Annotated in this window: 11 protein-coding genes; 5 read left to right on the top strand and 6 right to left on the bottom strand. The window is 47.3% G+C overall.

Annotation, left to right across the window (positions count from 1 at the left end; genetic code table 11):
* Positions 1 to 50: 50 nt before the first annotated feature.
* The 6 genes from J2W69_RS12095 to J2W69_RS12070 are packed head-to-tail and all read right to left on the bottom strand — an operon-like array spanning position 51 to position 6,852.
* Complete coding sequence (locus tag J2W69_RS12095) at positions 51 to 1,694, bottom strand: BatD family protein (protein WP_310278730.1); 1,644 nt, start codon at positions 1,692 to 1,694, stop codon at positions 51 to 53.
* Positions 1,688 to 3,520 (bottom strand): VWA domain-containing protein, encoded by a 1,833-nt coding sequence (locus J2W69_RS12090; RefSeq protein WP_310278727.1) that lies wholly within the window; start codon positions 3,518 to 3,520, stop codon positions 1,688 to 1,690. Before J2W69_RS12090 ends, J2W69_RS12095 begins: the two co-directional genes overlap by 7 nt.
* Positions 3,510 to 4,502, bottom strand: coding sequence for a vWA domain-containing protein (locus tag J2W69_RS12085; RefSeq protein ID WP_310278724.1), 993 nt, complete (start codon positions 4,500 to 4,502; stop codon positions 3,510 to 3,512). Before J2W69_RS12085 ends, J2W69_RS12090 begins: the two co-directional genes overlap by 11 nt.
* The gene (locus J2W69_RS12080; RefSeq protein WP_310278722.1) at positions 4,502 to 4,960 is read right to left on the bottom strand and encodes a DUF4381 domain-containing protein; all 459 of its coding nucleotides are present in this window, start codon (positions 4,958 to 4,960) and stop codon (positions 4,502 to 4,504) included. The genes J2W69_RS12085 and J2W69_RS12080 overlap by 1 nt, the downstream gene beginning before the upstream one ends.
* Positions 4,947 to 5,888, bottom strand: coding sequence for a DUF58 domain-containing protein (locus J2W69_RS12075; protein WP_310278720.1), 942 nt, complete (start codon positions 5,886 to 5,888; stop codon positions 4,947 to 4,949). The genes J2W69_RS12080 and J2W69_RS12075 overlap by 14 nt, the downstream gene beginning before the upstream one ends.
* Positions 5,889 to 5,898: 10 nt before the next feature.
* Complete coding sequence (locus J2W69_RS12070) at positions 5,899 to 6,852, bottom strand: AAA family ATPase (RefSeq protein ID WP_310278717.1); 954 nt, start codon at positions 6,850 to 6,852, stop codon at positions 5,899 to 5,901.
* 211 nt (positions 6,853 to 7,063) lie between these two features.
* Between J2W69_RS12070 and fadI the strand changes: the two genes are divergently transcribed.
* From fadI to J2W69_RS12045, 5 genes are all read left to right on the top strand, one after another.
* Positions 7,064 to 8,374 (top strand): acetyl-CoA C-acyltransferase FadI, encoded by a 1,311-nt coding sequence (gene fadI, locus J2W69_RS12065; RefSeq protein WP_008897857.1) that lies wholly within the window; start codon positions 7,064 to 7,066, stop codon positions 8,372 to 8,374.
* Complete coding sequence (gene fadJ / locus J2W69_RS12060; protein ID WP_310278714.1) at positions 8,374 to 10,515, top strand: fatty acid oxidation complex subunit alpha FadJ; 2,142 nt, start codon at positions 8,374 to 8,376, stop codon at positions 10,513 to 10,515. Before fadI ends, fadJ begins: the two co-directional genes overlap by 1 nt.
* Positions 10,516 to 10,758: 243 nt before the next feature.
* Entirely contained in the window at positions 10,759 to 12,852 is a 2,094-nt protein-coding gene (locus tag J2W69_RS12055; RefSeq protein WP_310278711.1) for a S9 family peptidase, read from the top strand.
* A gap of 167 nt (positions 12,853 to 13,019) precedes the next feature.
* Positions 13,020 to 13,211, top strand: coding sequence for a hypothetical protein (locus tag J2W69_RS12050; RefSeq protein WP_008897854.1), 192 nt, complete (start codon positions 13,020 to 13,022; stop codon positions 13,209 to 13,211).
* A 236-nt stretch (positions 13,212 to 13,447) separates the two neighbouring features.
* Positions 13,448 to 13,795, top strand: coding sequence for a MaoP family protein (locus J2W69_RS12045; protein WP_008897853.1), 348 nt, complete (start codon positions 13,448 to 13,450; stop codon positions 13,793 to 13,795).
* Positions 13,796 to 13,799 lie beyond the last annotated feature (4 nt).

The raw sequence follows: 13,799 nt of genomic DNA, 5'->3' as shown, positions 1-13,799 counted from the left end.
AGTTTTTTTAGTCAGATAAACAGAGTGCTGCTGCCAATCGCTGTTCACTTTTATTCCGGATACAATTCAGGCAGAGCGTTTTTATCCTCTGGTTTTTCCAGTACTAATTTTGACCAACAGATCCATAACATTTTGCCTTGCCAGTTTTGCTGATCTTTTTGATATAACTGCTGATTCAATAACTGCAATTGCTCCGCGAAGTTTTCATCTTTGCACCATTGTGCTAATTCGGTCAGTGAAGCAGGTGCTCTGCCAAATTGTTGCTGAGCCCACAACATCAGCCACTGTCGTGCACAACCCGCATCGTTGTTATGACAAGCCTGCTGCAGTTTTTTCGGATTGGCTTTGGCTGAAGCTGAATTGTGCACCATGGCTTTTGTTACAACGGCTCTTTTGGGTCTGAACCAAAGCAATGCAACCACAGAACAAAGCCAGAGCAGACTGAGCACTGAACTGGTGTAATTCCATTGCCATGGATTGTTTTCGGCAGTCTCTGTGACTGAACCTTGTAAAGCAGGCGTCACCAGGGGTACGCTGCTTTGTTGTGGCAATTCAGGATTCACCTCTACCGTTAAACGTTTTTCCGGTAAGGTGGCGTAATGCACTGAATTGGTTTTTTTATTCCACCAGGGAAGCTTCACTTCAGGCAACACCAGTTCGCCGGTTTTGTTGGCAACCACAGCCATGCTAAAGACTTTTTGCGACACCAGGGTGCCATTACGTTCTGCTTGTTTGGCCTGAGGCTGTTCTTTGTAAAGTTTTACGCCATCAGGTGCGTTCAGAGGCAAGTCGGGCAACTGATGTTCTGCTACATCTAAAGCAGTTAAGGTAATAGTACGGGTGACAGGTTCGCCTTGAGTCAACTGTTCGGTTGCAGGGCTCCACTCCTCATTTAAGCTGACTAAATCTGCGATCAACCAGTCGCCCGGAAAATTATCCGGTCTGGGCGCAACTTCAATAGTTAAATCACTGGCTGTGGCACTGACCGCTTTGGTTTGGGCAAAATAGTCATAACGGCCTGAGTTTCTGTCCAGCATTTCGCCGCTGAGCGTTGACCCTGGTAGCACAAAAGTACCACTACGCTCAGGAATAAGCCGGTAGCGGCGGGTAAAAGTGCGGTAACGCTCGCCATTGACCAGTTCGCTGCCTTCTTTGTCTTTGCCCAGTTGTTCTATACTCAGGCCATCCACTTTAGGTTCACTGAGTGAACCCCGTTGTAAATCACCCTGAAAAAAGATTTTTACTTCCAGATAGGCCAATTGCTGCACATAGAGCTCACTGCTATCCAGGCTGCTTTGTAAAAACAGCACAGGGTCGTTGCTGTTTTGAGTTGAGGCTGAAGACTCCACGACCTGCACTTCAATAGCGGAGGAACTGATGTCCTCAATTTGAAAGGCCGGAATAACAAAAGTACCAGCTTTTTTGGCCTTCAATAATAAACGCCAACTGGTAGTGCGGCTGGCCTTGCCGTTGATGATCTGCATTTGCTGCCCCATAGAAGGGCCTTGCACTATAAAATGTTGATCCAGGACAGAAAAATCCGGTTGATGTGCCACCTGATCGTCAGCGACCAGTTCCAGCACTGCAGTTTCACCCAGCAATAAAGGGTTTTTATCTAAAGATACTTTTAACTCAGTGAAAGCCCAGACCGGGCTACTTAGTATTAAAAACAAGCCTAACCACTGCTTTACCATTCTTCGACAACTCCGGCTGGTGGTTGATCATAACGACGTTTTTGATATTCAAGCGCCATCTTACGGCGTAATAACAAAGAAGGATCGTCCTGTACTTTGCGTAATAAATTATCCAGTTGCTGGCTTTGCTCTGCGTTCGCATTAGGCCAGGCTTCAGAAATTGCTTTGTGTTGCTGTTCCTGTTCCTGCTCTTCCTGCGGTGCAGCAGCCTGTTGTTCTGCCTGTTCAGCGGCTTGTTGCTGCTGCTCTTGCTTTTGTTGTTCGGTTGGACCTGGCGGCTGATCTTTTTGTGAAGCCGCATCATCAGCTTGCTGATCCGACTGCTGTTCGGAAGATTGTTGATCGGAGTATTGCTCATCAGACTGCTGTTGTGAAGATTGTGACCCTTCGCCTTGATCGTTGGATGACTCGCCTTGCTGCTGGTCCTGTTCTTCGCCTTCACCTTGCTGCTGGTCTTGTTGCTGCTGTTGTTGCTCCAGTGCTTTTTTCACCACATCAATATTTTGTCGGGCTTTATCAAGCTCCGGGTTTTTAGCCAGAGCCTGCTGATAGGCTTCTATTGCCTCTTCATATTTTTTTTGCTGTGCCAGACTATTGCCAAGGTTATACCATGCATCTGCACTGTCCTGTTTCCGATATGACTGTTCAGCAGCGGTGTAATCTCCGGCTTTATAGGCGGCGTTTCCTTTCCACAGCGGGTCGTCAAAGTCTTGCCAGGCGCTGCTGTAATCTCCTTGCTGATAAGACTGTTGCGCTTTTTGATTTTTTGTTTGCCACAGGTCATTCCATTCAAAAGCTTCAGCCCTGGGTAAAAACAGCACCAGTACAAATACAGTCAAGGCGCCACGTTTATGTAGCCACAAAGCCAGAGGTAACAGCAGCCAGACCAGATAAACGGCGTTATCCTGCCATTGATCACCAAAAAGCTTTTGTTGCTCTTCGCTGTCGGTTTTTTTATCCAGAGGTTTTAGCGCCAATAAAGCGTCGATATCACTGTCTTCTGAACCCGCCACAGCAAAAACACCTGAACGTAACTCAGCCAGCTGTTGTAACTGTTCCAAAGGGACCCGGGGCAGCACTATAGCGCCCTGACGGTCTTTTAATAACTCACCATTACTTAAACGCACCGGCGCACCTTGGGTGGTGCCAAAGGCCAGTACAGATAAACGATGCGGCCACTTGTCCATCAAATCACGTAACCGAGGGTAATCAGCAGAAGCAAAACCGTCGGTAAAAAGCACCACGTCTCCTTGCAGATAACCGCCTTGTTTAAGCAGCTGATCGGCCAGTAATAATGCCGCTTCCACATTAGATCCTTGCACTGGCATGATGTCGGGGCTGAGTTCAGGCAACAGCAACCGGACATTATTGTGATCCTGAGTCAAAGGTGAAATGACAAAAGCATCGCCGGCAAAACTAACTAAAGCCAGTTCTCCTTCTTTGACGCCATTGATGTAATCCAGCGCTTTAAAGCGGGCCTGAGTGAATCTGTCCGGCGATAAGTCGGTTGCGCGCATCGACATCGACATATCCATCAAAATGACTGTGGCTTTTTTCAGTTGGAACACTGGCTGCGGCAGCCTTTCCCAGCTGGGGCCAGCCAGGGCAATCACGCTAATCAGCCAGATGATCAGCAGCAACCACAACTGCGGTTTTTGCTGCTGTGTGGCTGGCACAGTGAGTAATTCTTTTTGCAGATGTGGTGCTATCCAGTGTTGCCATGCGCTTTGTGGCTGACGTAGTTTGGCGAATAGCCCCCAAATCAACACAGTGGGCAAGATCAACCAAAAGTACTCTGGCCTTAACCAATGAAAATCAGCCCACATTTTTTATTCTCCCTGCAAAGCGCACCTGGCTTAAGGCAAGTAACACAGAACAAAACAAAGCGGCGAATAAAGGCCAGTGCAACAGGCTTTGCTGTGGACGATAGCTGATTTGATCACGCTCTATCGGCTCTAACTGATCCAGCAATTTATAAATTTGTGCCAGTTCAGCTAAATCGCGGGCGCGGAAATATTTTCCACCAGTTTCTTCTGCGATACGGGTTAGCAGCACTTCATCTAAATCCTGCGACGGGTTGATCAACTGACGGCCAAAAATGCTTTGCTGCACCATTTGTTCGGCACCCACGCCCACAGTGTACACTTTGACCCCTGCAGCTTTGGCCAGTTGCAAGGCTTCCATTGGCTGAATCACACCTGCGGTGTTCGCACCATCACTTAACAAAATCAGTACTTTGTTTGAGGTTTCGTAAGTGTTCAGCCGTTTAACCGCTAAGCCTATGGCTTCACCTATGGCGGTCCGTTCACCAACTAAACCCCGTACTGCTTCGTCCAGCATGGTTTGAATAGTGGTTAAGTCATAGGTTAAAGGCGTTTGCTGATAAGCGGCATCGCCAAACAAAATCAGACCAATACGGTCGCCTTTGCGTTTTTGAATAAAGTCGCTGACAACCAGCTTTACCGCTTGCAGTCTGTCTATGCTCTGGCCCTGATGCTGCATATCACTGATGGCCATAGAGCCGGATAAATCCAGCGCCAACATCAGATCCCGGCCTTGTTGTGGCAAGGTGACAGTGTCTCCCAGCCATTTAGGTTGAGTGGCAGCCAGCACTAAAAAACACCAACAGAGTAAAGCGAGTAAGGTTTTGACAGAGCGGGGCGCTTTGCTTGTCAGTCCATGCCCCTGGCTACCGGCTTTAATCAGCGCTTTGTGTGTTAAAGGGCTGCCTTGCTGCTGAGTTTTGCGACGCAATAACAAAGGCAAAGGTAATAGCAAAAACAACCAGGGGTAGCTGAATTCAAACATCAAAGCCGCTCCAGCTGTTTGACAGAAACTTTATGCAGCCACTTTTCAGCAAATTGCCGATAAATGGTGAATTCAGCCTGATCCGATGCAGATTGATACAGCACTTTCTGTAAATCAGGTAAAGGCTGTTGGGGTAATTGTTGTTGTAAAAACTCTTGCCAGTGTTTCACCGGAGCAGACAACACGCTATGACCCGGGCTGTAACAGCGCACCAGACGCTTCAGTAATTCATTCAGTTCAGCGCTCTGATCTGATGCTTTAATCAGCCGCAATTCTGCTTTAGCCTGACGCAAGGGCAAAGCTTTTTGCCATTTTTTCCAGAAAAAACGAAAGCCATAGGCCAAGAGTACAATCACCAGCACAGTCAGCAACCACCAGCCAGGCGCCGGTGGCCAGAAGGTATTCAGCACTGGCTCCTGAATATCAGCCAACGCCAGTTGAGGTTCAGTGTTCGCCATCAGGCCAACTCCTGTTTAATTGTTCAATCAAAGGCAAAGCAGCGCTTATTTCCAAATAGCGGCAATTGAGCTTTTTTAAGTTCAATTGCAAGGCCTGTTGCCACTGGTGTTGCTGCTGCTTATAACTGTCTTTTAACACGGATGAACCTAAATCCAGCGTTTTTAGCTCCACACCATCTGTCACTGCTGCTAAACCAGAAGCAGACAAGGGCAGTTGCAAATCCAAAGGATCGGTAATATGCACACAACGAATTTCATTATGCTGGCGCATCGCCTGCAAATGACGCAAGCCTTGTGCGTCAAGTGCGCTGAAATCTGAGATCACAAAAAGAAGTGCACCAGGGCGGGCTAAACGACGCATTAAACCCAACGCATGGTTAATAGTGGATTCTGCCGCCATACCTTGGTTTTGCTGCACTTTAATCAGCGCATTTAAATACCGCAACACCGCTTGGCTGCGCGCTGCAGGTTTTAGCTCCAGCACCTGCTGTTCACTGAAGATCAGACCACCGAGTTTGTCGCCGGTTTCCCGCACATGCCAGGCCAATAAGGCGGCTAAATGCGCTGCCTGCACCGACTTGAGTAGCAGTTTTGTGCCAAAACGCATCGACTCAGATAAATCGGTCAGGATAAACACCGGCCGCTCTTTTTCTTCGCGAAATAATTTGGTGTGCACTTTGCCTGTGCGGGCAGTCACGCGCCAGTCGATGGTGCGTACATCATCACCGGGTTGGTAATGCCGTACTTCATCAAACTCCATACCCCGGCCTTTACTGCGGGCCAGATAGGAGCCAGCCAGCTTACTTTGGATCGCCATTTTAGGGGCCAAATCCAGCAACGCATGATGACGCTGATAGGCCAGCAGTTGCGGCAAATCCAGATGGATACCGTCTGTGGCCAGTTGTTGTAATTGAAGTTGGGTATTCATCAATGGCACATCAGGCAACAGGAACCAGTTTTAGAATCTCTCTGAGCACATCATCTGTGCTTAAGCCCTGAGCTTCGGCATCGTAAGTTAAGATCAGTCGATGACGTAACACGTTAAAAAACACCGCCTGAATATCATCCGGCGTAACAAAGTCACGACCTTCTAACCAGGCTTTAGCCCGGGCACAACGTTCCAGTGCAATACTGGCGCGTGGGCTGGCGCCATAAGCTATCCATTTTGCCAGTTGCTCGCTGTAAGCTGCGGCATTGCGAGTCGCCATCACCAACTGCACTATGTAGTTTTCCAGGCTTTCGGCCATATGCAGTTTTAAAATATCCTGGCGGGCGGCAAAAATATCGGCCTGGCTGATAGGGCTTAGTTTGGCTTTTTCATGAGATAAAGCTTCACCCCGGGTTAAACGTAATATAGCCAGTTCCGTAGCTGCATCCGGATAATCCACTTTGAGGTGCAATAAAAAACGGTCCAGCTGGGCTTCAGGTAAAGGATAGGTTCCTTCCTGTTCCAGCGGGTTTTGGGTTGCCATCACTAAAAACAGCTCTGGCAGGGCATAGGTTTTGCGGCCTACGGTAATTTGTTTTTCCGCCATAGCTTCTAATAAAGCCGACTGTACCTTCGCTGGTGCGCGGTTAATTTCGTCAGCCAGAATAATATGGTGAAACAAAGGGCCAGCCTGAAATTCAAATTGCCCGGTTTCAGGACGGTAAATATCTGTGCCTGTTAAATCGGCTGGTAATAAATCCGGCGTAAACTGAATGCGGTGAAAACGACCTTCTACCCCGTGGGCCAAAGCATTCACTGCTCTGGTTTTGGCCAAACCAGGTGGGCCTTCCACCAGCAAATGACCATTGGCCAATAAAGCCAACAAAATACCTTCTGTCAGCGCATGCTGACCCAAGACCTGACTGTCCAGATAGTCTTTTAAAGCGGAGAATGCCTTTACCATAATACTCACTACTGTTTTTAAGTTATTGTCGTCAGCTATTGTTGTTTATTTTCCAAGCAGTTAGCTCAAAAAAAAGCTAGGCTAAGACCACTTGCTTTTATATAAGGTTCAAGACGTTTTAAAACAAGTGTTTTAATTTGACTAATCTCTGGTTACAATCAAAACCACCTACAGGTCAGACCTGTCACGAGTCACACTAAGAGGATTGTCCATGGCTGCGCCACTACAACTTACCACACGTCAGGGAGACCGTATCGCCATAGTGCGTGGTCTGCGTACTCCATTTGCTAAACAAGCGACCGAATTCCATGGCGTCTCAGCGCTGGAATTGGGCAAGCTGGTGGTCAACGAATTGTTGATCCGTAGCGAATTGTCGCCCAAGTTAATAGATCAACTGGTTTTTGGTCAAGTTGTACAAATGCCGGAAGCACCAAACATTGCCCGTGAAATCGTATTAGGCACTGGCATGAATGTGCATACAGATGCCTTCAGCGTCACCCGTGCTTGTGCTACCAGCTTCCAGTCTGTGGTGAGTGTGGCTGAAAGTATGATGGCAGGTGTCACCGAAATCGCTATCGCTGGTGGTGCAGACTCAAGCTCTGTGTTACCTATTGGCGTCAGCAAAAAATTAGGCCGTGCTTTGGTGGATTTAAACAAAGCCAAAACTTTTGGTCAGAAGCTGGCGATTTTCCGCCGCTTAGGTTTAAAAGATTTATTACCAGTGCCTCCAGCAGTGGCTGAATACACTACAGGTTTGTCGATGGGCGACACTGCTGAACAAATGGCCAAAACCCATGGCATCAGCCGTGCTGATCAGGATGCAATGGCGCACCGTTCACACAGCTTAGCGGCGCAGGCCTGGAAAGATGGTTTGTTAAAAGATGAAGTGATGGCCGCTCATATTGAGCCGTACAAAACCTTCCTTGAAATCGACAACAATATTCGTATGGATTCCAAACTGGAGTCGTACAGCAAGTTAAAACCTGTATTTGACCGGCAGTTTGGCACTGTTACAGCAGCCACCAGCACGCCTTTAACTGATGGCGCTTCAGCTGTACTGATGATGACCGAAAGCCGCGCTAAAGCCATGGGGTACGAAGTGTTGGGTTATATCCGCAGCTATGCTTTTGCTGCTATTGATGTCTGGGAAGATATGCTGATGGGCCCGTCTTATGCGACACCTATTGCTTTGGACCGTGCTGGTCTGAAACTGTCTGACTTAACTCTGATTGAAATGCACGAAGCTTTTGCTGCTCAGGCGCTGGCCAATATGAAAATGTTTGGCAGTAAGAAATTTGCTGAAGAAAAGCTGGGCCGCGCTGAAGCCATAGGTGAAATTGATATGGCGAAATTTAACGTCATAGGCGGCTCGTTGGCCTACGGCCATCCTTTTGCTGCAACAGGCACCCGTTTAATTACCCAGACTTTAAATGAATTAAAACGCCGTGGTGGTGGTATTGGTTTAACCACAGCTTGTGCTGCCGGTGGTTTAGGCGCTGCCATGATAGTGGAGACTGAATAATGAGCCAGCCGACTCTCGATACAAAATCAACTTTTAGTTTAAGTATTCGCCCTGATCAAATTGGTGTGATCAGCATGGATGTCGCAGGCGAGAGCATGAATGTGCTCAAGGCTGCTTTTGCTGATGAAATTAAATCTTTGCTCAGCGAAATAAAGAACAATAAAGATATCAAAGGTTTAGTCATTATCAGTGGCAAACCGGATTCCTTTATCGCTGGTGCTGATATTTCTATGCTGGATGGCTGCACTACAGCGCAGCAAGCCGAAGACATTGGCCGTATGGGCCAACTGGTATTTAACCAGCTTGAAGCTTTATCTATTCCTTTAGTGGCTGCTATTCATGGCCCTTGTTTAGGTGGTGGTTTAGAGCTTGCTTTGGCTTGTCATGCCCGTGTTGCGACTAGCGACAATAAAACTGTCTTGGGTTTGCCTGAAGTGCAGCTCGGCTTATTGCCTGGCAGCGGTGGTACTCAGCGTTTGCCTCGTCTGGTTGGTATTCAAAAAGCCCTGGATATGATTTTAACCGGCAAGCAGCTGCGTGCTGCTCAGGCGAAAAAAATTGGTTTAGTGGATGCGGTAGTGCCAAAAAGTATTCTGCTCGAAGCCGCAGTACAACTGGCACTTAAAGGCAAACCAGCTGATCGTGACGTCAAACTGAACTTTGTCGGTAAAGTGCTGGAAAAAACACCTTTTGGCCGCGCTATTGTATTTAATCAGGCAGAAAAACAAACTTTAGCTAAAACTCATGGCAATTACCCGGCCCCGCTTAAAATCCTTAAGGCGATTAAAGCCGGTGTAGACGGTGGTTTTAATAAAGGTCTGGATGTGGAAGCCAAAGCTTTTGGCGAGCTCTGCATGACCAATGAGTCGAAAGCTCTGCGTTCATTATTTTTCGCCACCACTCAGATGAAAAAAGAGACGGGTGCAGGGGATGTTGTGCCACGTAAAGTGCACAAAGCCGCTATTTTAGGTGGTGGTTTGATGGGCGGTGGTATCGCTAACGTCACAGCGACTAAAGCGGGTGTGCCGGTAAGGATTAAAGATATCAGCCAGCAAGGTATTTCTAACGCAATGAAATACAGCTACAGCCTGCTGGAGAAAAAACTGCGTAAACGTTTTGTCACTAAGACTGAAGTGCAAAAACAAATGTCCTTGCTAACAGGCACGACGGATTACAGCGGTTTCCATGATGTGGATTTAGTGGTTGAAGCTGTATTTGAAGATTTAAACTTAAAACAGCAGATGGTGGCAGATATCGAAGCTAACTGTTCAGAGCATACTGTGTTTGCCAGCAACACCAGTTCATTGCCTATAGGTCAGATCGCGGCCAAAGCGGCTCGCCCTGAAAATGTCATTGGTCTGCATTACTTCTCTCCTGTGGATAAAATGCCTTTGGTTGAAGTGATAGCGCATGACAAAACCTCGGCTGAAACCATTGCGACTACTGTAGCCTTTGCCCGCAAGCAAGGTAAAACGCCGATCGTAGTCAAAGATGGCGCAGGATTTTACGTGAACCGTATTCTGGCGCTGTATATGAACGAAGCGGCTAATCTGCTGCTCGAAGGCGAACCTGTTGAAGCGCTGGATAAGGCCTTGGTGAAATTTGGTTTCCCTGTGGGTCCTATTACCTTGCTGGATGAAGTGGGCATAGACGTAGGCGCAAAAATCTCCCCAATTCTGCTGAAGGAGCTGGGTGAACGTTTTACCGCACCGGCTGCCTTTGACCGTTTATTGGCCGATGGTCGTAAAGGTCGCAAAACGGAAAAAGGTTTTTACCTGTATGGCGCTAAAGCCAAAGGTAAAAAACAGGTCGATGCCTCAGTCTATAGCGTATTGGGTTTAAACCCTGTATCTAAGCTCAGCGGCGATCAAATAGCTCTGCGCTGTGTGGTGCAAATGCTGAACGAAGCCGTGCGCTGCTTAGAAGAAGGCATTATCAGCAGCGCCCGTGATGGTGATATAGGCGCCATCTTCGGTATCGGCTTCCCGCCGTTCTTAGGAGGCCCGTTCCGTTATATCGATCAGATGGGTGCCGCTACCTTAGTTGCGCATCTGCGTAGCTTTGAGAGCCGTTTTGGCGCACGTTTTGCCCCAAGCAAACTGTTACTTGAAAAAGCAGAACAGAACTCTACTTTCTATTAAGCCATATTTTGCTCTGAAAAAAGGCTGCTATCTGTCCGATAGCTGCCTTTTTTGTTTCTTTTGCCTGGTGTCTTAGCGCCGTTTTGTTTTGTTACATCTTATTCGTCGCATTATCTGCAGCTGTTCTGGCTGTAAAACAGCTGCTGTGTTAACGTTTTGTTGTTTTTAATCACTAAACTTTAAGCACAAAAAAGAGAGAGAATGATGCCCAATCCGGTCCGTATTCTTGGTTATGGAGTTGCCATGCTTACCAGTATCCAACTGATGGCCGCTATGCCGTCAACAGCCCCAGTCGCGCCAACCAAACCCTATATGGTTAAATCAGAACATGGCGACAGGCAAGACCCTTATTATTGGTTAAGGGATGATAAAAGAGAGGCTCCCGAAGTTTTGGCTTACCTGAATGCCGAAAACCAGTATTACCAGCAGTATGCCGATCACTACAAAACACTGAATAAAACCCTGGCGGATGAAATTATTGGCCGGGTGAAACAGGATGACAGCACTGTCCCTGCCATCAAAGGGGACTATTCCTATTACACCCGCTTTGAGCAAGGCAAAGAGTATCCTATTTATGCCCGTAAACCCAAAGCAGGTGGCACTGAGCAAGTGATGCTGGATGTGAACAGCATGGCGCAGGGTAAAGATTTCTATCAGATAAGCAACTATCAGGTCAGCCCTAATCAGCAGTTACTGGCTTATGCAGAAGACACCACGGGCCGTCGTAATTACAACCTCAAAGTTCGTGATCTGCGCACAGGCAAAGACTTACCCACTGTTATTACAGGGGCTGAAGCGTCTCTGGCCTGGTCGGCTGATAACAGTCAGCTGTTTTATATTGAAAAAGACCCGCAAACTTTATTAGGCACCAAAGTGCGCCGCCATACCCTGGGTCAGGATGTGACAAAAGATGAATTGTTGTATGAAGAAAAAGACAGCAGTTTTTATATGGGGGTTGGTAACACAGCCGATGATCAGTACGTAGTCGTTTGGCTGGGAAGCACTGTGTCGAATGAGATGCTGGTGCTGAAAAGTGATGATAAGTCTGGCAAATTTACATCCATAGCACCACGTCAGCGCGATTTTAAATACGAAGTTGAGCATATAGATAACCGTTGGGTGATCATGACCGACTGGGATGCGCCTAACTACCGACTGATGACAGTGAAAGATGACCAGATAGGTGATCGCAGCCGCTGGCAGCCGTTGCTGGCCCATAACCCTGATGTGTTTATTGATTCATTTCAGTTATTTACCGACTATCTGGTGATTAACGAGCGTAGCAATGGCCTGGACAGAGTGCGTTTGATGCCATGGTCTGATTTAAGTAAAGCACAGTACGTCGAATCCGATGAGGCCGCTTATGTGGCAAAAACAGATAACAATCCAGAACAAAATAGTCAGTGGCTTCGTTACCGTTATACCTCCTTGACCACTCCGTCGTCTGTGTACGAAATGCATATGAAAACAGGCGAAAAACGTTTGTTGAAAGAGCAGGAAGTTTTAGGTGGTTTTGATAAAAACAATTATCAGACAGAACGCGTCTGGGCGACTGCTCAGGATGGCACTAAAATTCCGGTGAGTCTGTTGTATAAAAAGGGCCTGAAAAAAGATGGCACAGCACCTTTGTATCAGTACGCTTATGGCTCTTATGGCATCTCCAGCGCGCCATCCTTTCGCAGCACAGTGATCTCTTTGGTTGACCGGGGTTTTGTCTACGCTATTGCTCATATTCGCGGTGGTCAGGAAATGGGCCGTGCCTGGTATGAAAACGGCAAATTATTGAAAAAGGTCAATACCTTTACTGACTTTATTGATGTCACCGATTATCTGGTCACTGAAAAGTATGCAGCTAAAGATAAAGTCTTTGCTATGGGGGGCAGTGCAGGTGGTTTATTAATGGGCGCTATTGCCAATATGGCGCCGGAAAAATACCGTGGTCTGGTCGCCCATGTACCTTTTGTGGATGTAGTCACTACTATGCTGGATGAGTCTATTCCGCTGACCACCAATGAGTTTGATGAGTGGGGCAATCCAAAACAAAAAGCCTATTACGACTACATGTTGTCTTACTCCCCTTATGATCAGCTAAAAAAGCAGGCTTATCCGGCTATGCTGGTGACTACAGGTTTGCATGACTCCCAGGTGCAGTATTTTGAGCCGGCTAAATGGGTTGCTAAGCTGCGTACCATCAAAACGGATCAACAGCCTTTATTGTTCCGTACCACTATGGAAGCGGGTCATGGCGGCAAATCCGGGCGTTTCTCACGTTTGATTGAAGTCGCGGATGAGTACGCCTTTATTTTGTCTTTGCTGCCAGCAAGTCCGAAGTTTTAAATTGAAATTTACCGGCGCTGCATCTGTGGTGCGCGCCGGTTTTTTTGTCTTTTTTCAGGCGTGACCAAAATTTCGGCGTATTTTGCTGCATTTTTATCAGTCAGTCGTCAAACAGGCTGGTATACTGCGGCCGTTTTTGAGTCGGGAGTACTAAAGGGGAGTATAACGTGGTCTTTGTCCTGAGCCTTTTTTGTCTGAGCAGTGTCAGTATTTATATTGCGGCTTTGCGTGCCGGTATGGCGGCCAAACGCTGGGCTCTGGCCGCTTTGTGTTTGGGACCTCTGGTACTGCCTTTGTTTCATAACCACAAAAGACTCACCTTACGCCGTGCCTTTGGCCGCTTTTCTAATTTCTTTTAAGCCGATCCTTTCCGCTATGCTCCAGGTATCAAAATTTGCAGTTTTGCCTGGTTAAAACGGTTATTCGTCAAACAGTTGCGTTTATTTTCTGAGCAAAATGCCGCTTCTGCGACAAAGTAAAATCATTTCTTTTGACAAAGCAAAATTTTTGTTTGACGAGTCTGATTTTGTTTACCATACTGCGCACAGTTTGATTCGGATAGCTGTAGAGACAACAAAATTAGAGGAAAAAAGTGATGCAGCAAAGTTTTGTCGCTAACCGTCGCTTTTTCGATGACCAGAATTTCCCTAAGGGATTCACCAGGTCCGGGCGCTTTACTCTGGCAGAGGGTAATCTGCTGGAAAAACATGGCAACGCCATGCAGGAACTGGAAGCAGGCTCACGCCAGCCAGTCAATGAAGAAGAGCAACGTTTTATCGCTGTTTGCAAAGGCGAGCAGGAAGCAGCCAGTCAGTATGAAAAGGTCTGGATAAAGTACAAACAACGTTTGCAGGAAAAACGCAAATTTCATACCGTGTTCGGTAAGAAGCGTATTGCAGATGGTGGGGAAGACTTCTCCTTTGTAGATAACGACGCAGATTAAAAAG

Source organism: Rheinheimera soli, assembly GCF_031457405.1.
GTDB lineage: Bacteria > Pseudomonadota > Gammaproteobacteria > Enterobacterales > Alteromonadaceae > Pararheinheimera > Pararheinheimera soli_A.
The sequence above is the reverse complement of the archived record's forward strand: the minus strand, read 5'-3'. Positions and strand labels throughout refer to the sequence as shown.

Coding starts and splice junctions, on each gene's coding strand:
- J2W69_RS12045 (WP_008897853.1), top strand. CDS start 13,448: ATGCAGCAAAGTTTTGTCGCTAACCGTCGCTTTTTCGATGACCAGAAT.
- J2W69_RS12070 (WP_310278717.1), bottom strand. CDS start 6,852: ATGGTAAAGGCATTCTCCGCTTTAAAAGACTATCTGGACAGTCAGGTC.
- fadJ (WP_310278714.1), top strand. CDS start 8,374: ATGAGCCAGCCGACTCTCGATACAAAATCAACTTTTAGTTTAAGTATT.
- J2W69_RS12095 (WP_310278730.1), bottom strand. CDS start 1,694: ATGGTAAAGCAGTGGTTAGGCTTGTTTTTAATACTAAGTAGCCCGGTC.
- fadI (WP_008897857.1), top strand. CDS start 7,064: ATGGCTGCGCCACTACAACTTACCACACGTCAGGGAGACCGTATCGCC.
- J2W69_RS12085 (WP_310278724.1), bottom strand. CDS start 4,502: ATGTTTGAATTCAGCTACCCCTGGTTGTTTTTGCTATTACCTTTGCCT.
- J2W69_RS12055 (WP_310278711.1), top strand. CDS start 10,759: ATGCTTACCAGTATCCAACTGATGGCCGCTATGCCGTCAACAGCCCCA.
- J2W69_RS12080 (WP_310278722.1), bottom strand. CDS start 4,960: ATGGCGAACACTGAACCTCAACTGGCGTTGGCTGATATTCAGGAGCCA.
- J2W69_RS12090 (WP_310278727.1), bottom strand. CDS start 3,520: ATGTGGGCTGATTTTCATTGGTTAAGGCCAGAGTACTTTTGGTTGATC.
- J2W69_RS12075 (WP_310278720.1), bottom strand. CDS start 5,888: ATGAATACCCAACTTCAATTACAACAACTGGCCACAGACGGTATCCAT.